Consider the following 18728-nt stretch of genomic DNA (forward strand, 5'->3'; position numbering starts at 1 on the left):
GTCAATTGCGGCGGACTACCTCGCGCGGATGATGCCGCAGCCTCGTCCGAGGGGGGTCGAGTCCCGCGCCGCGCGTATCGTACCATCCGGATTAAGCCGGCATTAGCCAGTCCGGGCGGAGAACGTCGGGGATCGCGGATCCACCCGGAGGCGCGCGAAGGAGTCGAGGCGCGATGAACGCGGGCGCAGGGCAGGATGCCGCCGATTCGCAGGCCACCGATCCGGGCGTCGAGATCCGTGGCGGCATCCTGCCGGCCGAGGCGATCGCGGCGCTGGCGCAGGCGGGCGGCATCCGCACCGCCGCCGCCTTCGCGCCGGACCAGATCCAGCCGGCGAGCCTCGACCTGCGCCTCGGTGCGACGGCCTACCGGGTCCGCACCAGCTTCCTGCCGGGGGCGGCCCGGACGGTCCAGGCCTGCGTCGACCGCCTGTCGCTGCACACGATCGACCTGCGCCCCGGCGCTGTGCTGGAGACGGGCTGCGTCTACATCGCGGAACTGCAGGAGGGCCTGGCGCTCCCCGCCGACCTGGCGGCGGCCGCGAACCCCAAGAGTTCAACCGGCCGCATCGACGTGTTCACCCGGGTCATCACCGACCGGGGTGAGGCATTCGACCAGGTCGAGCCCGGCTATACCGGGCCGCTCTATGCCGAGATCTCGCCACGCACCTTCCCGGTGCTGGTCCGCACCGGATCGCGTCTGTCGCAGATCCGCTTCCGCCGTGGGGCGCCGCGGCTGACGGAGGCCGAACTCGGCCAGCTCCACCTGCGCTCACCGCTGGTCGATTGCGCGGCCCCGTCCTTCCAGGGCGGCGTCGCGGTCTCGGTGGACCTGTCCGGGTTCGATGGGCTGATCGGCTACCGGGCCAAGCGCCATACCGGGTTGGTGGACGTCGACGCCCCGGGCCGCCACCGGGCGGCAGATTTCTGGGAGCCGCTGCCGGCGGACGGCTCGGGCGCCCTGATCCTCGATCCCGGCCAGTTCTACATCCTGGCCTCCAAGGAATCGGTGCAGGTCCCCCCCGACCACGCCGCCGAGATGGTGCCGTTCGATCCGCTGGTCGGCGAGTTCCGGGTCCATTACGCCGGGTTCTTCGACCCGGGCTTCGGCCATGCCGGGGCCGGCGGGGCGGGTGCCCGCGCGGTGCTCGAAGTCCGCTCCCGGGACGTGCCGTTCCTGCTGGAGGACGGCCAGATCGTCGGACGGCTCGTCTACGAGCGGATGCTGGCCATCCCCGGCACGCTCTACGGCGCCGGGGCCGGATCGAACTACCAGGCCCAGGGGCTGAAGCTCTCGAAGCACTTCTTCCTGTAGCCCCGGCAGCCCGGACCCCGCGCGGGAGCGATGGTCGTATGGACGCGGTGGACCGAAAAATCCTGGACGTCCTGCAGCAGGACGCGACGCTGCCGGTCGCCGAGTTGGCCGAGCGAGTCGGCGTCAGCGCCGCGCCGTGCTGGCGCCGGGTCAAGAAGCTGGAGGCCTCCGGCGTCATCCGGGGCCGGGTCGCCCTGGTGGACCGCCGCAAGGTCAACGTCCCGACCACGGTGTTCGTCGCCGTGAAGGCACCGCGCCACGCCGCAGACTGGTCCGACGCGTTCCGCCGGGTGGTGGCAGGCTTCCCGGAAATCGTCGAGGCCTGGCGCCTGACCGGCGAGATCGACTACCTGCTGCGCATCGTCGTGCCCGATATCGAGACCTACGACGCGGTCTACCAGCGGCTCATCGCGAAGCTCGAATTCTCGAACCTGTCCTCCTCCATCGCCATGGAGGAGATGAAGTATACGACCGCGGTGCCGACGATCTACATGACGTGAGGCCGTCTTTCAGCAGGAGGCAGGGCGTGGCCTCCGGCGCCATCGCGGGACCGGCGGGGCAACCCGGGGCGATGCGCGGTCCCGGACCGCGGCGAATCCGGCGCAATGAAGCACTGCCGACCGCCTCAAGCCGACGACGCGCACGCGTGCAAGCCTCACGGCCAGACAGGTGCGCCGTCGAGCCCTGCGGTTTCCGGCAGGCCGCAGATCAGGTTCGCATTCTGAACCGCCTGACCGGCCGCCCCCTTGCCGAGATTGTCGACCACGCCCATCGCGATCACGAGGTTGCGCTCGGGATCTGCCGCATAACTGACGAACGCGAGGTTCGAGCCGGTCGCCCATTTGGTCTGCGGCGGCTTGTCGGTGACGCGGACGAAGGCACGTCCGGCGTAGAAGCGCCGCGCCGCCTCCAGGCATTGATCCGTCGTGGCGCGGCCACGGCAGTAGATCGTCACGAGGACGCCGCGGGTCATCGGAACCAAGTGCGGCGTGAACACCAGCCCGGCCGCGCTGCCACCGCTCAGCCGCTCGATCGTCTCGGCGATTTCGGGCATGTGGACATGATTGAGCAGGCCATAGAGCACCAGGTTCTCGTTGCTCTCGGCGTAGCCGAACCGGCTGTCCGCACCGCCCCGACCGGCACCGGAAATGCCGGTCTTGGCGTCGATCACGATGTTGCCGGGCTCGATCAGCTTATCGGCCAGCAACGGCGCCAGCGCCGTCAGGGTCGCTGCCGGAAAACAGCCGGGGTTGGCGACGCGCGCTTGATCCACGATCCGGGCCGGCCAGATGTCGGCCAGGCCGTATGCCCACCCCGCGACGTAGCGGTGGTCACCACCGATATCGACGATCTTCACGTCCCCGGGGACGCGCGCCAGCGCCTCGGCCGAGGTGCCCGTGGGTAGCGACGCGAACAGCACGTCGAGCTTCGGCAGGGCCCCGGGGTCCCACTTCTCGATCACCAGCTCAGCCAGCTTAGCCGGCACACCGGGATAGCGATCCGCCAAACGGCTACCGGCGCTCCCCTCGCCCGCGGCGTAGACGAGCTCGAAGGACGGGTGGCCCGCGATCAGGCGCAACGCCTCGCCGCCGCCAAAACCACTGATCCCGACGATGCCGACGCGAAGGCTCATGTTGGCGTCCTGCTGCGAGACTGAACGAACGGTCGAGCCGAGTTACGACTCGGTCCGGGGGGCCTTTCGTTCCTGTAGCGGACGTCTGCCCTGCGCCGGAAGTCACCGCCTCGAGGCGGTACCACGCGTGAGACGCGGGTTGACCGGGTTGCTCGGCGCGATGCCGATCAGCGAGATCCGAAAGCCTCAGCCGGGCACCGTGTAGGCGCCCGCCGTCACCCCGCCGCGACCTCGTAGGTGCGATGCACCGAGGAGGCCTGCTCCCGGTGATCGTAGCCGTAGACGTGGATCGAGATCGCTGTCGCTGGTCCGTCGTTGGCGATCCGGTGCAGGTTCGGCCCCGAGGGCATCATGCAGGCCACGTAGCCTGGCTCCCGGACCGCATCGCGGGTCGCGACCGCGTGGGTGTCGCTGATCGGGCGATACCAGGTCTCCCGCAGGCTGCCGCTGAGCAGGCCGAAGCAGCAGGAGCAATGGTGGTCGTGCACCGGCGTGATGGCGCCGGGGCTCCACACTATGGCCCAGACGCTGATCGCCCGCGTCCCGAACAGCAGGTTGCGGCCCAGACCCTCCGGCGGTGCGGCCAGCCGCGTCCGGTCCACGACCCCCGGGCGCGCCAGGATCTGCGTCAGGGTCGTCCGAGCCGCGGCCAGGTAGGCGTCAGGAGAGCGAGCGGCCGAGAGCGCCAGATCCGCCATCATCGCCTCGATGTCGGCCGGATGGCTTAGCGGGGTCATGGCGATCTCCTTCGAAGCCCTCCGTCGGGCTCGGCGAATCCTACCGCCAGGGTGCGGGAGACAGGTTGCCAAGTTCGGTCTCGTGCTGCTCCCTCGCGCAATGAGATTGCGCGGAGCGACGGATCGCGAGGGTTTTATTTCTTGGTTGACCAATCGCGTCAGGCCGTTCCACGCGTCTGGCTGTTCCGGCGCAATGCAGGAGGTGCGTGGGCGGCGGTTTCCGCATACTTCGTCTGCAGGCTCGACCGTCATCGCGAGCGCAGCGAAACGACCCGGCGCAGCGCGTTGTCCGGACATCGGCGTCTCCCCGGATCGCTTCGCTGCGTTCGTAAGGGGGACGTGACGCGAGAGGCCGCGTCGATCGGACCGTTCAGGGAGATCGATCGTTCGCGGACGCCAGCGCCCATCAGGACCCGGCGACGGAGCGCTCGAAAGCGCGCACCAGCGCCCGGTCGAGCTTGCCATCCATGCCGTGCAGGATCGCCATGGCCGCCGCGGCCGACATCGGGGCCCGGTAGGGGCGGCGCTCGACCAGCGCGGCGTAGACGTCGCAGACAGTGATCAGCCGGACGATGTCGTCGATGGCGTCACCCACGAGCCCGTCCGGATAGCCCGAGCCGTCGAGGAGTTCGTGGTGGTGTCGCACCACCTTCAGCACCGCGTCGTCGAAGCCGCCGGCCTGGACCAGTATCCGGTGCCCCAGCGCCGGGTGCTCGCGCATCACGGCCCGCTCCGCCACGTCGAGGGGACCGGCCTTATTCAGGATCTCCAGGGGAATCTTGGCCTTGCCGACATCGTGCACGAGGGCGGCGCGCACGAGTTGATGGCGGTCGGCGTCGGAGAAGCCGAGGTCGATCGCGAAGGTCGCGGCGAGGCCGGCTACCAGAAGGCAATGCTGATAGGTCGCGTCGTCGTAGGCACGGACCGTGTCGAGCCAGGCGTTGAGGCCGCCCTGGCCGATCGCCCCAAGGATCGGCTCAAGGCCGTCGTCGACCAGGGCGGCATCGACCGATCCGGAGGCTCGCGCGGCGTCGAGCAGGTTGGCGATGACGGCGCCGGCCTTGTCGGCGGCCTGGACGACGAGGGGCGTCCCGACGCGCCCGCCCGGCTTCGTCACTTCCCCGGGCACGGGCGGCAGCTGCGCCAGCAGGGCCTCGGCCACTGTCTCGGCCGGCGTATCCACGGGGAGGCAGAGGCCCGCCCCGAGCCCGCGCGCCGCCGACAGGCTGCGTGCGCCCATGCTGCGCATCAGGAACACCCGCGGGAGGGCCGGGGCGGCGGCGATCAGGGTCCGCAGGCCGATGAGCGGGGAGGGCTGCAGCAGGTCGACATCCGCCACCAGGGCGAGGCAGGGGCCGGGGGGCGGCATCGCGGCCGCGTTCAGCACCGTGCAGGGGGCAATGTCTCCGAGCACGCGCAGGAGTTCGCCGCGGCGGCCGGGCTGGTCGGTGTAAAGGACGACGGTGCCCGCGCGCATCTGGCTCTTCGTGGCATGCCCCCGGCCCGAGAGGCAGCGGGATCCGCGTCGCGTCGCAGGCAGGCCGTCTTAGCGCATCGGCCTTGCCAGACCGTAACGCCGGATCACCGCCTACGGCGCCGCCGCGGCGTCGAGCAGCCAAGCCACGTCGCCCACGCTGGTGACCCGGCCCGCCGGCAGGTCCTCCCCGTCGGCGATCCGAGCCAGGGCCTCGCGCTTGCCGGCACCCGTGACCAGGAACAAGACGTGCCGTGACGAGGCCAGAGCCGGCAGGGTCAGGCTGATCCGCGGCACGAACGGCGCCAGCCCGGCTTCGGGCACGGGGGCGACCAGGCAGTCGGTCTCGGCGACGGCCGGCTTGCCCGGAAACAGGGAAGCCGTGTGCCCGTCCTCGCCAAGGCCGAGCAGCACCAGGTCGAACAGCGGCCGGGCGGGATCGAGGCTGTCGGCCCCGTAGAAGTCCAGCAGGGTCCGCTCGTAGGCCCGGGCTCCGGCCTCCACGCCCGCGTCGGACGGGATGAAGTGCAGGTGGGTCGAGGGGATCCGGGAGCCGTGCCCGAACGCCTCGCGGACCATCCGGACATTGCTGCGCTCATCGTCCCAGGGGACCACGCGGTCGTCGCCGAAGAACCAATGGATCCTCTCCCACGGCACCCGGGCGGCGTAGTCCGGGCCGGCGAGCAGGCCGTAGAGCACCTTCGGGGTCGAGCCTCCGGCCAGGCAGAGCGCGATCCGCTCGGCGTCGGTCTCGCCGCAGGCCACGATCAGCCGCTCGGCCGCCTCGCGGGCGACCGCCTGCGGATCGGGCAGGACATGGATTCCGGTGGGAAGGCTCATCGGCGCCTCGGGATTCTTTGGGATCAGGAGTTCTTGGCTTCAGGACTTCTTGGGCTCCTGGTGGCCGCCGAACCCCTTGCGCATGGCCGAGAGCAGCTTGTCGGCGTAGCTCTCCTGCTCGCGCGAGCGGAAGCGGCGGTACAGGGCGGCGGACAGCACGGTTGCCGGGACGCTCTCCTCGATGGCAGCGTTGATCGTCCAACGGCCCTCGCCGGAATCCTCGACGTAGCCGGAGAAGTCGTGGAGGCTCTCGTCGCCGGCCAGCGCCTGGGCGGTCAGGTCGAGCAGCCAGGACGAGACGACGCTGCCGCGTCGCCAGACCTCGGCGATGTCGCCCATGTTCAGGTCGAAGCGCCGCTCAGGCGGAAGCGCGTCCGCATTGGCGTGTTTCAGGATGTCGAAGCCCTCGGCATAGGCCTGCATGAGGCCGTACTCGATGCCGTTATGGACCATCTTGACGAAATGGCCGGCGCCGGTGGGCCCGGCATGGATGTAGCCCTGCTCGGCGCGCGGGTCGCGGCCGTCGCGGTTGGGGGTCTTCGGGATGTCGCCGATGCCCGGCGCCAGGGTCTTGAAGATCGGGTCGAGGCGGTCGACGGTCTCGGTATCGCCGCCGATCATCATGCAGTAGCCGCGCTCCAGGCCCCAGACGCCGCCCGATGTGCCGACATCGACGTAATGCAGACCCTTCTCCTTCAATTCCAGCCCCCGGCGCACGTCGTCGCCGTAGAAGGAATTGCCACCGTCGATGATGCAGTCGCCGGACTGCATCAGGCCGCCCAGCGTCTTGACCGCCTCCTCGGTGATCGCGCCGGCCGGCAGCATCACCCAGGCGGTGCGCGGCACTTCCAGCTTGGAGACCAGATCCTCCAGGCTCGACGCGCCGACCGCGCCGGCCTCGACCAGCGCGGCCAAAGCCGCCGGGTTCTGATCGAAGACCACGGCCGTGTGCCCGTCGCGCAGGAGGCGCCGGACGATGTTGCCGCCCATCCGGCCGAGGCCGATCATGCCAAGTTGCATTGTCGTCATCTCCTCGGGGTTTCCCCTCCCCCTTGCGGAGAGGGGTCAGGGGTGGGGGCAGTTCAGACGGGACCGCTGAGCCTCATCCGGAATCACCTCCACCTCCGGTTCCTCCCCGCAAGGGGAAGGAGAGAGCCGGCGCCTAATCCACTGCCGCCGTGAGCGCCGCCGCCACGCGCTTCAGCCCAGCGTCGAGATCGCCCTTGATGTGGACCCGGAGGGCACGGCGGCCGCGCTCGGCCAGCACCGCGAAGTCGCCCCGCGCCTGGGCGGCCACCACGGTGCTGAAGCCCAGCGCCCGGCCGGGAATCGGCAGGTCCTCGGAGGGGGCCGAGGTAATCTGCAGGAATACGCCGGTATCCGGGCCGCCCTTGTAGGCCTGCCCGGTCGAGTGCAGGAACCGCGGCCCGAATTCCAGGCAGGTCGCAACCTTCCGGGCGTCGCGCACGGCGAGCCGGGCTTCCTGCAGAATGCCGGCGGCCTTCGGGTTGCGCGGGACGTAGGCCAGGAGCCCGAGATAGTCACCGTCCTTCAGGCGGGCGATCTGCGCCTTGAGCGCCGCCTCCAGGCCCTCGGTGGCCTGCGGCAAGGCCGCAGCATTCTTCGGGTCGGCGTAGAGGGCGATCGCGTCGTCCTCGAACAGCGGCGTCTCGTCGGGGAGGGCGCCGCTCGCTTCCGCTTCCGAGAACAGCTTCTTCGTCTCGATCTTGCTGGCCTCGACATCGGGCTGGTCGAACGGGTTGATGCCGAGCACCGCGCCGGCGACGGCGGTCGCCATCTCCAACCGGTAGAATTCCTGCGGTAGCTGCTCGATCGAATCGAGGGTGATCCGGGCGATCGGGTGTCCATCGCGCTCCAGGGCGCGCAGGGCCTCGTCCTGTGCCTCCTGAGCCTGACCGTCGAGGCGCAGGTAGATGAAGAACCGGTCGCGGCCGTAGACCGCTGGGACGCTTGCCGGCTCGCCGTCCACCGGCACGAGGCCCTTGCCTTGCTTGCCGGTCGATTCGGCGATGAGCTGCTCGGCCCAGGCGCCGAAGCTGTCGATCCCCGGCGAGGCGATGATCGTGACTTTGTCGCGTCCGGCGAGACCCGCCGCGCCCATCGCGGCACCGAGCAGCACGCCCGGGTTCTGCGCGGGCGGCACCACCGGTCCGCAGGAGCGAACCATGATCCGAGCCATCTCCAAGAACGCCTTCACGTCGAGGCCCAAGGCGGCGGCCGGCACCAGCCCGAAGGCCGACAGCACCGAGTAGCGCCCGCCGATCTGCTTCACGCCGTAGAAGATTTTCTTGAACTTATCTCTTTGAGCGGCGCGCTCCATGTCCGAGCCCGGGTCGGTCACGGCGACGAAGTGATCGCCCGCCCGGTCACCCAGAGTCTCCTTCACGCGCCCCAGGAAATAATCGCGAAAAACGTTGGGCTCCAGCGTCGAGCCGGACTTGGACGAGACGATGAACAGGGTCCGGCCGAGGTCGATGCTCGCCTCCAGGGCGCGCACCTGGTCCGGATGGGTCGAGTCGAGGACCTGGAGCTTCGGGAAGCCCTCGCGCTGTCCGTAGGTCAGGCTCAGCACCTCGGGGCCGAGGCTGGAGCCGCCCATCCCCAACACCACGGCGTCGGTGAAGCCTTCCTGCTTCACCCAGTCGGAAAAGGCGGCGTAGTCTTCGGCCTTCGCCAGCTCCTCCTCGACGATGTGCAGCCAGCCGAGCCAGCTGGCCTCGTCGTGGCCGGACCAGACCGTCGCGTCCCCGGCCCAGAGCCGGCGGATGGCGCCGCTCGCCCGCCAGGATTCGACGGTCTTCTTCGCCTCTGCGGCGAGGCTGTCGTCCATCACGAGGCTCTGGCCGTCGAGGCGCTGGCCCAGCAGCGCCGCACGCTTGCCGGCGACCGCGCCGAGCAGGTCGTCGGCGGCGTCGATGAAGAGCCGCACGCCCTCCTTCACCAGCTGCTCAGCGACCTTTTCGATGTCGATGCCGGCCCGGGCGAGCCGGGTCATGACCGCCTCGGCGCCCGGCACGTCCTCCTCGATCGTCGCCCGCACGGTGCCGTGGTCGCGGAACGCGTCCATGGTGGCAGGCGGCATGGTGTTGACGGTGTTCGGCCCGATCAGCTCCTCGACGTAGAGCACGTCGGGATAGGCCTTGTTCTTCACGCCTGTCGAGGCCCAAAGCAGCCGCTGCGCCTTGGCGCCCTTCTCCGACAGCGACGTCCAGGTCGCCTCGGAAAAAATCGTCCGGTAGCGCTGGTAAGCCAGCTTGGCGTTGGCGATCGCGACCTTGCCCTTGAGCTGGCCGAGTGCCGCCTTCTCGTCGGGGTCGTTGGCCTGGGCGATCTTCTCGTCGAGCAGCTTGTCCACCAGCACGTCGATCCGGCTGATGAAGAAGCTCGCCACGCTGGCGATTTTCGAGACGTCGTGGCCGGCCTTGGCCCGCGCGTCGAGCCCGTCGACGAAGGCGCGGGCCACCGCCTCGTAGGCCTCCTGCGAGAACAGGAGCGTCACGTTGATCGAAATGCCCTCGGCCGTGAGCTGCCGGATCGCCGGGATGCCCTCCGGGGTGGCGGGCACCTTCACCATCAGGTTGTCGCGGGCGACCGCCTTGTGCAGGCGCCGCGCCTCGGTCAGCGTCGCCTCGGTGTCGAGCGCCAGGTAGGGCGAGACTTCGAGGCTGACGTAGCCGTCCGCCCCGTCGCTCGACTCGTAGACCGGGCGGAGCACGTCGGCGGCAGCCTGGATGTCGGCGATGGCCAGGCCCTCGTAGAGGTCGATGACGCGGCTGTCGCCGGTCTCCTGCACGGCCTTCAGGCTGGCATCGTACTCGTCCGAGTGGCCGATCGCCTTCTCGAAGATCGACGGGTTGGACGTCACCCCGCGCAGGCCGTCCTCCTCGACGAGGCGCTTCAGCTCACCCTTCTGGACGAAGCCGCGGGCCACGAAGTCCAGCCAAACCGCCTGATCCTGTTCGTCGTGCAGGGCCTTGAGCGCGTTCATGTCGGTTCCTCGTCCTTCCCTACTCACGCCCTGCTCGCCTCCCCCTCGTGGGGATGCGTTGGAGGTGGGGGTGGTGCCGGATGAGGCTCGGCGGTTCCGTATGAACCACCACCACCCCTGATCCCTCCCCGCAGAGGGGAGGGATCACGCGTTATCGCTTGTGCTTGGCGAGCTGCGCCCGGGCTGCTTCCAGCACCTTCTCGGGGGTAAAGCCGAACTTGGTCTGGAGATCCTTGATCGGCGCCGAGGCGCCGAACGTATCCATGCCGATGACCGTGCCCTCGGTTCCGGCGTAACGGTCCCAGCCGATGATGCTGCCCTGCTCCACGGTCACCCGCGCCTTGACGGTGGGGGGCAGCACGGAATCCCGGTAGGCTTGGTCCTGGCGCTCGAACAAGTCCCAGGACGGCATCGAGACCACTCGGGCCTTCACGCCCTCGGCCTTCAGCGTCTCGTAGGCGCCGACGCAGAGCTGCACCTCGGACCCGGTGCCGATCAGGATTACGTCGGGCGTCCCGTCGCTGTCGGCTAGCACGTAGGCACCCTTGGCGGTGCCGGAGGCCGCGCCGAACTTGGTCCGGTCCATCGTCGGCAGCGGCTGGCGCGAGAGCGCCAGCACGGCCGGCTGGTCTTTGAGCGAGAAGATGACCCGGTAGGCCTCGGCGACCTCGTTCGCGTCGGCCGGGCGCAGGGTGACGAGACCCGGGATGCAACGCAGCGACAGCAGCTGCTCGACCGGCTGGTGGGTCGGTCCATCCTCACCCACGCCGATCGAATCGTGCGTGAAAATGTGGAAGATCGGCAGCTCCATCAGGGAGGCGAGCCGGACCGGCGGCCGCATGTAGTCGGCAAACACCAGGAAGGTCGCGCCATAGGCCCGCAGGCCGGAGAGCCCGAGCCCGTTCACGATCGAGCCCATGGCGTGCTCGCGCACCCCGAAATGCAGGTTGCGCCCGCCGGGCGAGAACGGCCCGAACGAGCCGGCGCCCTCGAAGGTCAGGTTCGACTTGTTGGACGGGGCCAGGTCGGCCGAGCCGCCGAGCAGGAACGGCACGTGCTGCGCGATGGCGTTGAGGACCTTGCCGGACGATTCGCGGGTGGCGAGGCCTTTCGCGTCGGGCTCGAACACCGGGATGTCCTTGTCCCAGCCGTCGGGCAGGCGGCCTTCCAGCAGGGCGTCGAGATCCTCGGCGTGGTCGGCATCGGCCTCCCGGGCCTTGGACAGCAAATCCTGCCAGGCATCGTAGAGCGCGGCGCCGCGCTTGCCGATGCCGTCGCGGAAGTTCTCGTGCACGCCGTCCGGCACCAGGAACTGCGCGTCTTCAGGCCAGCCGTAGGCCCGCTTGGCACCCTTGACCTCCTCCTCGCCCAGCGCGTCCGAGTGCGCCTTCGACGTGCCCTGCTTCTTCGGGGCGCCGTAGCCGATCACCGACTTGACGACGATCAGGGTCGGCCGGTCGTTGGTGGCCAGGAACGTCTCGATGGAGCCGGCGATCGCGTGCACGTCGTTGGCGTCGGCGACCCGCAGCACCTGCCAGCCATAGGCCAGGAACCGGGTGGCGACCTCTTCACCGAAGGCGAGTTCGGTGTGGCCCTCGATGGTGACGGTGTTGTCGTCGTAGATCCAGCAGAGGTTGGCCAGCCGCAGGTGGCCGGCGAGCGAGGCGGCCTCCGAGGCGACGCCCTCCATCAGGTCGCCGTCCGAGCAGATCGCGTAGACGTTGTAGTCGAACAGCGGCAGGTTGGGCCGGTTGAGGTGCTGGCCGAGGAAGCGGCCGCCGATCGCCATGCCGACCGAGTTCGCCACGCCCTGGCCCAGCGGCCCGGTGGTCGTCTCGACGCCGGTGGTGAAATGGTACTCGGGATGTCCCGGGGTGCGGCTGTCGAGCTGCCGGAATTTCTTGATCTCGTCCAGCGTCACGGCCGCCGCGTTGCCGCCGTCGCTCTCCGCGACGTTGGCCAGGTGCAGCAGGGCGTAGAGCAGCATCGACGCGTGACCGCAGGACAGCACGAAGCGGTCCCGGTTCGGCCAGTGCGGATGGGCCGGGTCGTAGCGGAGGTAGCGGTTCCACAGCGTGTAGGCGACCGGGGCGAGGCCCATAGGCGCGCCCGCATGGCCGGAATTCGCCTTCTGCACCGCATCGATGGCGAGCGTTCGGATGGTGTTGATGCTGAGCGTATCGATCTCAGCGAGGGCCGCCTTGGCGGGGGTATCAGCGCCGCTCATGATGTCGCGTCTTCCAGTTCGCCTCTTGCGTGCCGCTTGTCGGCTTCACGCTGCCGCAGGACGGCGGGAGGGGCTCCGTTGGCCTTACCACCCTGCCGATCCGCCGGCCCTTCGCCGCGCGTATAGCTGAGCAGCGTGTTGACGAGCGCCACATGGGTGAATGCCTGGGGGAAGTTACCCACAAGGCGCTTGGCATGCACGTCGTATTCCTCGCTGACGAGGCCGAGATCGGTGCAGATCCCGATCAGGCGCTCGATGATCGCCCGCGCCTCGTCCCGCCGGCCGAGGCCGATCAGGTTGTCGGCATACCAGAACGTGCAGGGCAGGAACGCCCCCTCGTTGCCGGACAGGCCGTCGGTGGTCTGCCCCTGCGTCTCGTAGCGGAGGATGAAGCCGTCCCGCATCAGTCCCTTGCCGATCGCCGCGACGGTACCGACCACCCGGGGATCGTCCTGCGGCAGGAAGCCGGTATGGGCGATGAGCAGCAGGCTCGCATCCAGCGCCTTCGATCCGTACGACTGCACGAAACTGTTGAGTTCGGCGTCGAAGCCCTTCGCGCAGACCTCCGCGTGGATCTCGTCGCGGAGCGCGCGCCAGCGCACGGCCTGCCCCTCGGTGGCGCCGGATTCGTGCATCTCGTGCATGCGCAGGGCCCGGTCGAAGGCGACCCAGGCCATCACCTTCGAGTGGGTGAAGTGACGCGAGCCGCCGCGCACCTCCCAGATGCCCTCGTCGGGCAAGCGCCAGGCCTTCTCGAGGTGGCCCAGGATCGCCAGCCCGACCCGGAGGCCATCCTTGCTGATCGGCAGGCCGCGGGCATGGGCCTGGTAGAGCGCGTCGAACAACTCGCCATAGACGTCGATCTGGAACTGCGAGGCCGCGGCGTTGCCGATCCGCACGGGCTTGGAGTTCTCGTAGCCGGGCAGCCAGTCGAGCTCGATCTCCGGCAGCAGCCGCTCGCCGCCGATACCGTAGAGGATGTGCGCCTGCTCCGGGTTGCCGGCCACCGCCCGCAGCAGCCAGCCCAGCCAGTCGCGCGCCTCGTCGATGTAGCCCGCATCCATCAGGGCGATGAGCGTCAGGGTCGAGTCGCGCAGCCAGCAGAAGCGGTAATCCCAGTTCCGCTCACCGCCGAGCCCCTCGGGCAGGGACGCGGTCGGCGCGGCGACGATGCCGCCGGTGGGCTCGTAGATCAGCGCCTTCAGGGTCAGCAGCGAGCGTTGCAGCATCCGGTCCCAGGCGGTGCCGCCGGCGCAGCGGCTCGACCAGTCGCGCCAGACCTGATCGGTGGCCTCGAGGGTCTTGAGCGGCTCGATCGGATGCGGGTCGTCCTCGTGCGAGGCGCCGTAGCTCAGGACGAAGCGGCAGCGTTCGCCGGCATGGACGGTGAACTCGGATAGCGTCGTCTGCGCGTCCGAGCCCTTCAAGTGGACATCGGTGCGCAGCACGACCTTGTGGGGGCCGGACACAGCGCGCAGGTCGCCCAGTTCCGAGCGCGAGACCCACGGCACCGCGGAGCCGTAGTCGAATCGCACCGCCATCTCCATGCGCATGGCGACGCGCCCATGAACCCCCTCGACCAGGCGCACCAAGTGAGCGCCGTCGCCAACCGGCATGAAATCGGTGACCAGGACCTCGCCCTGCCGCGTCGTGTGCCGGGTCTCCAGCACCAGGCTTCCCGGACGGTAGGCCCAGCTGGTCTCGACATGCTCGGCCTCGGGATAGATCTTCCAGAATCCGTGAGCCTCGGTCCCGAGCAGGCTGGTGAACAGGGCGGCGGCGTCGAAGCGCGGCCAGCACAGCCAGTCGACACTGCCCTGCCGGCTGATCAGCGCGGCGCTGCGGCAATCCCCGACGAGCGCATAATCCTCGATGCGTGCAGCCATACGGCCCCGGCTCCCGCGTGGCCGGAATCCCCCGGCCATCCGCTGCAACGCACCTAGGACGCCCGGTTGCGAGGTCCAGAGCCGGAGGCGCGGCGAGTAGAGTGGAATGCCGTGTCGTACGGACGGAGTTGCGAGCGCGTCAGCGCAGGCAGTCGGCCACTACCAGGGCGACAGATCCCTGCACGGCGGCCGCCCCGTCGCGCATCAGGTTGGCCGCATCGCCGACGACGCGGGCGGCGGGCGTCAGCCGTTCAACCACGGAGGCCGCGAAGGGCAGGGCGGCGGGGGGCAGCAGCCCGGCCTCATCCGAATCGATGGTCTCCGCACGGGCGGCGGCCAGCGGATCGGTCATGCGCTGGGGCATCTCCGGGCAGCGGCGCCCGGGGCAGGCATGGCGGCCTGCGATCGCGATATGCGACGTCGCCTGGGCCGCGAACGCCGGCCGGGCCGGCTGCGTCGGGACCAGGGGATAGACTTCGGCGAAGGCCACGGTGGCCGGGCGGCGGACCGGCACGGACACCGGCGCGGCTTTGACGAACGCGGTGGGCGACGGAGCCTCGGGCGCGACGAGCTCGGCGCGGGCCTCCGGCGGCGGCGTCAGCTGCGACGACGGGCAGTAGAGGGACGCAACGCCCAGGATCCCCACAACGACCAACGTCGGCAGGAACGGCATCGACACGCGGCCGGTGGCGGCGTCCGTGAGGGCAAGCGGGTCTGGCCTGCGCATCCGTTTCACCACCCCCGCCCTAGTTCCGACGACGCAAGAATGCCCCCAGCATTGCGGCGGAAGCTGGACCGTTTCTTTGCGCGGCGGTAACGCTGGCGACAGCTGCGGGGCATATGCCTTGCTTGGCCAGAGCGCCCGAACCGGGTCGCCCTCTCGAGAAGTCCCGCCCGACCGGGCCCCGATGACCGAATCCAACCTCACCGTCGCCGTGATCGACCCGAGCCGCGCCCGCGCGGCGATCCTGGAGGAGGGCTTGCGCGCGGCCGGCATCGGTCGAATCGTGGTGATTCCCGATACCGTCGACCTTCTGGAGCGGGTGACCGCCCTCAAGCCCGACGTGGTGGTGATCCACCTAGAAAGCCCCAGCCGGGACATCCTGGAGCAGATGTCCGGGGTCTCTCGGCAAGTCGAGCGGCCGGTGGCGATGTTCGTCGACCGCTCGGACACCACCATGATGCAGGCGGCGGTCGACGCCGGCATCTCGGCCTACGTGGTCGACGGGCTGCGGGCGGAGCGGATCAAGTCGATCCTCGATATCGCGATCCTGCGCTTCAACGCCTTCGCGCGGCTCCAGCGCGAATTGTCGGAGGCCCGCGGCGAACTGGCCGACCGCAAGTTGATCGAGCGCGCCAAGGGCATCCTGATGAACTTGAAGGGGCTGACCGAGGACGAGGCCTACAAGCAGCTGCGACGCAAGGCCATGAACGAGAAGCGCAAGATCGCCGACATCGCCCGGGCCATCGTCACCACGGCGGACCTGCTCGGATGAGGCTTCAGCTCGGCTACGTCCCGCTCTGCGATGCCGCGCCGCTGATCGTGGCGCACGCGTTCGGCTTCGCCCGGGCCGAGGGACTGGAACTCGACCTTTCGGCCGAGCCGTCCTGGGCGACCCTGCGCGACCGCCTCGCGCTGGGCCATCTCGACGGCGCCCACATGCTGGCGCCGCTGGCGCTGGCGAGCCGGCTCGCCCTGTCGGGACCGCCCTCCGACCTCGTCGTCCCGCTGCAGCTCAGCGCCAACGGCAACGCCATCACGGTGTCGCGCGGGCTCTGGGCCGCGATGGGCCCGGCGAGCGAGGCCCTGACGGATGTGGCCCGGGCCTTCGCCCGGGTGGCGGTCGAGCGCCGGGACGCGGGCCAGCCGCTGACGCTCGGGACCGTGCATCCGTTCTCCTGCCACAGCTATCAGCTGCGGCTGTTCGCCGAGGCCGGCGGCCTCGACCCGTCGGCCTTCCGCACGGTCGTGGTCCCACCCCAGCACAGCGTCGAGGCCCTGGCCCGCGGCCTGGTCGACGGCTACTGCGCGGGCGCGCCCTGGAACGATGTCGCGGTGGCGGCCGGCCACGGGCGGATTGCGGCGCTCGGTTGCGACCTCGCACCGGACGCCCCCGAGAAGGTCCTTGCCGTGTCGGGCCGGCTCGACGACGCGCTGCTGCCCCTCGTCCGGGCGGTGGCGCGGGCCGGCCAATGGTGCGCGGACCCGGCCAACCGCACCGACCTGATCCATTGCCTGGCGCACCGGACCTATCTCGACCTCGACGTCGACCTCGTGGCCCGGGGCTTCGCGGGCGATGCGATCCTGGACGCGGCCGGCGCGACGCGGCCGATGCCGGGCCGTCTCGACCTCGGCGCCGACGTGCAGGAGCCGCGGCCCGAGGCCGCGCGGTGGCTCGTGACGCAGATGGCCGCCTCGCAGCAGTTACCGCCGGGGAGACACCCGGATGCCGAAGCGGCGGCCATCTACAGGCCCGACCTCTACCGGGCCGCGACAGCGCTCTGAGTGGCAGCAGACATCACGTGGATTTCGTCATTCGCCCATTGCCGGGATGCGGCAGATCGCGGAACGTTGCCGGGTCTCGGCCGTTGTGACTACGCCATGCCCGGATGCCGTAAACTCGATACCGAATCGTCGACATCGCATCCGCGCAGCCGGATCGAGCTTCGACGCTATGTTCGCCGCGGCGCCAAGGCTCCGCGCGCGAGCAACGACAACCGCCGTCCCGGCGGTGTTCCGTCCTGGTATTGGGTGCTCGTGGCCGGCGCCATGCCGACGCTGGGCCTGCTGGCGATGCTCTCGACACTGATCTGAGATCCGAGTCGAACACGGCATGTAATCCGATCCGATCGGCGTGTTCCTGCTTCTCCGTCTCACCGAGTAGAGGGAAGCAACCCGAGATCGCTCTCGCTACGAGCGCATAGGGTTCCTCGATTGCTTCGCCGTGCTCGCAATGAGCGTGCAGTGCGATCCTGCTGCCGTCTGCGCTCGTGTTTGAAGACAGCTCGGGCGCCAGTTCCACTGCCACAGCGCTGATCGTTTAAGCGACCACCAGCCCACTTTTTGTGCAGTGCGATGCGCTACACTCCAGCGTGCCAGGCCCCATGGGCCGCCGCGATTTCAAGCGTCATGACAACACCTTACCGATGCGGGTCCAGCTTGGCATGAGATCTGCTTGATAGCTCGCGTCCGTCAATGGCGACGGGCAGCGCCGTCAGCGAGGCCGCTGATCCGGTTCTCCTGCGGGTTCAAGCCTGCCCTGGGGGATAACCGGCAGCGGCTTTTTCGTGGGCGGTCCGCCGACGATCCTGCAATCGAGGTCCCCGACGCGATCGAGAGATGGCGACATCCCCAATGGATACCAGCGCACACGATACGCGCGGCGAGACCGGTCTCCCACGCGAGCGGCTCGTCGTCGTCGGCAACGGCATGGCCTCGCTCCGCTTCCTCGAGCGCCTGACCGAAGGATCGCCCGGCCGGTTCGACGTGACCTGCGTCGGCGCCGAGCCGAAGGCCGCCTATAACCGGGTCCTGCTCTCCTCGCTGCTGGGCGGCGAAGTCGAAGAGGCGGCCTGCGACTTCCGCGGCCTGGACTGGTACGCGGCCCACGGAATCCGCCTGATCACCGGAGCCCCGGTCACCCAGATCGATCGCGAGAACGGGCTGGCGATCGTGGGAGAGACCCACGTCCTGCCCTTCGACAAGCTCGTGCTGGCGGTGGGATCGCTGCCGATCCGCCTGCCCAAGCCCGGGATGGACCTTCCCGGGGTGATCACGTTCCGTGACCTCGCCGACGTGGCGGCGATCCGCAAGGCCGCCGTGCAGCACGCCCGGGCGATCGTCATCGGCGGCGGCCTGCTCGGGCTGGAAGCCGCGGTCGGCCTGGCGCGTCTGGGGGTCGACACGACCCTTCTCCACGTCATGGACCGGCTGATGGAGCGCCAGCTCGACCACCACGCAGCCGGGCTGGTGAAGCGGGCCATGGAGGCCCGCGGCGTGCGGGTGCTGCTCAAGGCCGACACCGCTCGGGTCGAGGGCGACGGCAGGGTCGAGCGCCTGATCCTGGCCGACGGGACCGTGCTCCCGGCCGACATGGTGGTGATGTCGGTGGGGGTGCGCCCCTCTGTTGCCCTGGCCCAGGGGGCGGGGCTGGAGATCGGCCGCGGCATCAAGGTCGATGACCGGATGACCACATCGGACGCCAACATCTTCGCCCTCGGGGAATGCGCCGAGCATCGCGGCCTGATCTACGGGCTGGTCGAGCCGGCCTACGAGCAGGCCGACATCCTGGCCCGGCACCTCGCCGGCGAGAGCGCCGCCTATGCCGGCACCTCGCTTGCCACCAGCCTCAAGGTCTCGGGCCTCCCGGTTTTCTCCGCCGGCCTCGTGGACACCCCCGAAGATGCCGAGGCGATCGTCCTCTCCGATCCCGGCGCCGGGCTCTACCGCAAGCTGCTGGTGCGAGAGGGCAGACTGATCGGTGCCGTGTTCGTCGGCGACATCGCCGAGCAGGGCGCCTGCAAGGGCCTGATCCGCTCCGGCGATCCGGTCGGGAACGTCGACGACCTGATGTTCGGGCGCCCGGTGCCCGAGCCGCTCGCCGCTTAG

Annotated in this window: 15 protein-coding genes; 6 read left to right on the forward strand and 9 right to left on the reverse strand. The window is 69.7% G+C overall.

What is annotated here, in order from left to right; translation table 11 throughout:
• The first annotated feature begins 173 nt into the window (after nt 1-173).
• The gene (locus ACYQPG_RS13385; protein ID WP_147908819.1) at nt 174-1313 is read left to right on the forward strand and encodes a 2'-deoxycytidine 5'-triphosphate deaminase; all 1140 of its coding nucleotides are present in this window, start codon (nt 174-176) and stop codon (nt 1311-1313) included.
• 38 nt (nt 1314-1351) lie between these two features.
• Nucleotides 1352-1813 (forward strand): Lrp/AsnC family transcriptional regulator, encoded by a 462-nt coding sequence (locus ACYQPG_RS13390; protein ID WP_147908820.1) that lies wholly within the window; start codon nt 1352-1354, stop codon nt 1811-1813.
• 155 nt (nt 1814-1968) lie between these two features.
• Here the strand turns inward: ACYQPG_RS13390 and argC are convergent, their stop codons facing one another.
• From argC to ACYQPG_RS13435, 9 genes are all read right to left on the reverse strand, one after another.
• The gene (gene argC, locus ACYQPG_RS13395; RefSeq protein WP_147908821.1) at nt 1969-2946 is read right to left on the reverse strand and encodes an N-acetyl-gamma-glutamyl-phosphate reductase; all 978 of its coding nucleotides are present in this window, start codon (nt 2944-2946) and stop codon (nt 1969-1971) included.
• 215 nt (nt 2947-3161) lie between these two features.
• The gene (locus ACYQPG_RS13400; protein ID WP_419829617.1) at nt 3162-3683 is read right to left on the reverse strand and encodes a cysteine dioxygenase; all 522 of its coding nucleotides are present in this window, start codon (nt 3681-3683) and stop codon (nt 3162-3164) included.
• Nucleotides 3684-4089: 406 nt separating this feature from the next.
• Complete coding sequence (locus ACYQPG_RS13405) at nt 4090-5160, reverse strand: HD-GYP domain-containing protein (protein WP_419829618.1); 1071 nt, start codon at nt 5158-5160, stop codon at nt 4090-4092.
• A gap of 111 nt (nt 5161-5271) precedes the next feature.
• Nucleotides 5272-5997, reverse strand: a complete 726-nt coding sequence (gene pgl / locus ACYQPG_RS13410; protein WP_147909565.1) for a 6-phosphogluconolactonase — start codon at nt 5995-5997, stop codon at nt 5272-5274.
• A gap of 39 nt (nt 5998-6036) precedes the next feature.
• Entirely contained in the window at nt 6037-7017 is a 981-nt protein-coding gene (gnd, locus tag ACYQPG_RS13415) for a phosphogluconate dehydrogenase (NAD(+)-dependent, decarboxylating) (RefSeq protein WP_147909568.1), read from the reverse strand.
• A 142-nt stretch (nt 7018-7159) separates the two neighbouring features.
• Nucleotides 7160-10006 (reverse strand): bifunctional transaldolase/phosoglucose isomerase, encoded by a 2847-nt coding sequence (locus ACYQPG_RS13420; RefSeq protein ID WP_419829619.1) that lies wholly within the window; start codon nt 10004-10006, stop codon nt 7160-7162.
• Nucleotides 10007-10157: 151 nt separating this feature from the next.
• Nucleotides 10158-12233 carry a transketolase gene (gene tkt / locus ACYQPG_RS13425; RefSeq protein WP_419829620.1) on the reverse strand — a complete coding sequence of 692 codons (2076 nt, stop codon included), beginning with the start codon at nt 12231-12233 and terminating at the stop codon, nt 10158-10160.
• Entirely contained in the window at nt 12230-14119 is a 1890-nt protein-coding gene (locus ACYQPG_RS13430) for a glycoside hydrolase family 15 protein (protein ID WP_419829621.1), read from the reverse strand. The genes tkt and ACYQPG_RS13430 overlap by 4 nt, the downstream gene beginning before the upstream one ends.
• Nucleotides 14120-14258: 139 nt before the next feature.
• A complete protein-coding gene (locus tag ACYQPG_RS13435; protein WP_419829622.1) occupies nt 14259-14846 on the reverse strand; it encodes a hypothetical protein in 588 nt (195 codons plus the stop codon).
• Nucleotides 14847-15027: 181 nt separating this feature from the next.
• On the opposite strand from ACYQPG_RS13435, the gene ACYQPG_RS13440 reads away from it, so the two are divergent.
• The 4 genes from ACYQPG_RS13440 to ACYQPG_RS13455 all read left to right on the forward strand — a co-directional run bounded on the left by ACYQPG_RS13440 (nt 15028) and on the right by ACYQPG_RS13455 (nt 18728).
• Nucleotides 15028-15615 (forward strand): ANTAR domain-containing response regulator, encoded by a 588-nt coding sequence (locus tag ACYQPG_RS13440; RefSeq protein ID WP_147854501.1) that lies wholly within the window; start codon nt 15028-15030, stop codon nt 15613-15615.
• Entirely contained in the window at nt 15612-16625 is a 1014-nt protein-coding gene (locus tag ACYQPG_RS13445; RefSeq protein ID WP_419829623.1) for a CmpA/NrtA family ABC transporter substrate-binding protein, read from the forward strand. The genes ACYQPG_RS13440 and ACYQPG_RS13445 overlap by 4 nt, the downstream gene beginning before the upstream one ends.
• Nucleotides 16626-16934, forward strand: coding sequence for a hypothetical protein (locus ACYQPG_RS13450; protein ID WP_419829624.1), 309 nt, complete (start codon nt 16626-16628; stop codon nt 16932-16934).
• 525 nt (nt 16935-17459) lie between these two features.
• Complete coding sequence (locus tag ACYQPG_RS13455) at nt 17460-18728, forward strand: NAD(P)/FAD-dependent oxidoreductase (protein ID WP_419829625.1); 1269 nt, start codon at nt 17460-17462, stop codon at nt 18726-18728.

This window comes from Methylobacterium sp. CM6246 (assembly GCF_054818005.1).

What these genes read in the sequence shown, in the direction of transcription:
- argC (WP_147908821.1), bottom strand. Translation starts at nt 2,946, where the DNA reads ATGAGCCTTCGCGTCGGCATCGTCGGGATCAGTGGTTTTGGCGGCGGC.
- ACYQPG_RS13435 (WP_419829622.1), bottom strand. Translation starts at nt 14,846, where the DNA reads ATGCGCAGGCCAGACCCGCTTGCCCTCACGGACGCCGCCACCGGCCGC.
- gnd (WP_147909568.1), bottom strand. Translation starts at nt 7,017, where the DNA reads ATGCAACTTGGCATGATCGGCCTCGGCCGGATGGGCGGCAACATCGTC.
- tkt (WP_419829620.1), bottom strand. Translation starts at nt 12,233, where the DNA reads ATGAGCGGCGCTGATACCCCCGCCAAGGCGGCCCTCGCTGAGATCGAT.
- ACYQPG_RS13455 (WP_419829625.1), top strand. Translation starts at nt 17,460, where the DNA reads ATGGCGACATCCCCAATGGATACCAGCGCACACGATACGCGCGGCGAG.
- pgl (WP_147909565.1), bottom strand. Translation starts at nt 5,997, where the DNA reads ATGAGCCTTCCCACCGGAATCCATGTCCTGCCCGATCCGCAGGCGGTC.
- ACYQPG_RS13445 (WP_419829623.1), top strand. Translation starts at nt 15,612, where the DNA reads ATGAGGCTTCAGCTCGGCTACGTCCCGCTCTGCGATGCCGCGCCGCTG.
- ACYQPG_RS13405 (WP_419829618.1), bottom strand. Translation starts at nt 5,160, where the DNA reads ATGCGCGCGGGCACCGTCGTCCTTTACACCGACCAGCCCGGCCGCCGC.
- ACYQPG_RS13440 (WP_147854501.1), top strand. Translation starts at nt 15,028, where the DNA reads ATGACCGAATCCAACCTCACCGTCGCCGTGATCGACCCGAGCCGCGCC.
- ACYQPG_RS13400 (WP_419829617.1), bottom strand. Translation starts at nt 3,683, where the DNA reads ATGACCCCGCTAAGCCATCCGGCCGACATCGAGGCGATGATGGCGGAT.
- ACYQPG_RS13430 (WP_419829621.1), bottom strand. Translation starts at nt 14,119, where the DNA reads ATGGCTGCACGCATCGAGGATTATGCGCTCGTCGGGGATTGCCGCAGC.
- ACYQPG_RS13420 (WP_419829619.1), bottom strand. Translation starts at nt 10,006, where the DNA reads ATGAACGCGCTCAAGGCCCTGCACGACGAACAGGATCAGGCGGTTTGG.
- ACYQPG_RS13385 (WP_147908819.1), top strand. Translation starts at nt 174, where the DNA reads ATGAACGCGGGCGCAGGGCAGGATGCCGCCGATTCGCAGGCCACCGAT.
- ACYQPG_RS13390 (WP_147908820.1), top strand. Translation starts at nt 1,352, where the DNA reads ATGGACGCGGTGGACCGAAAAATCCTGGACGTCCTGCAGCAGGACGCG.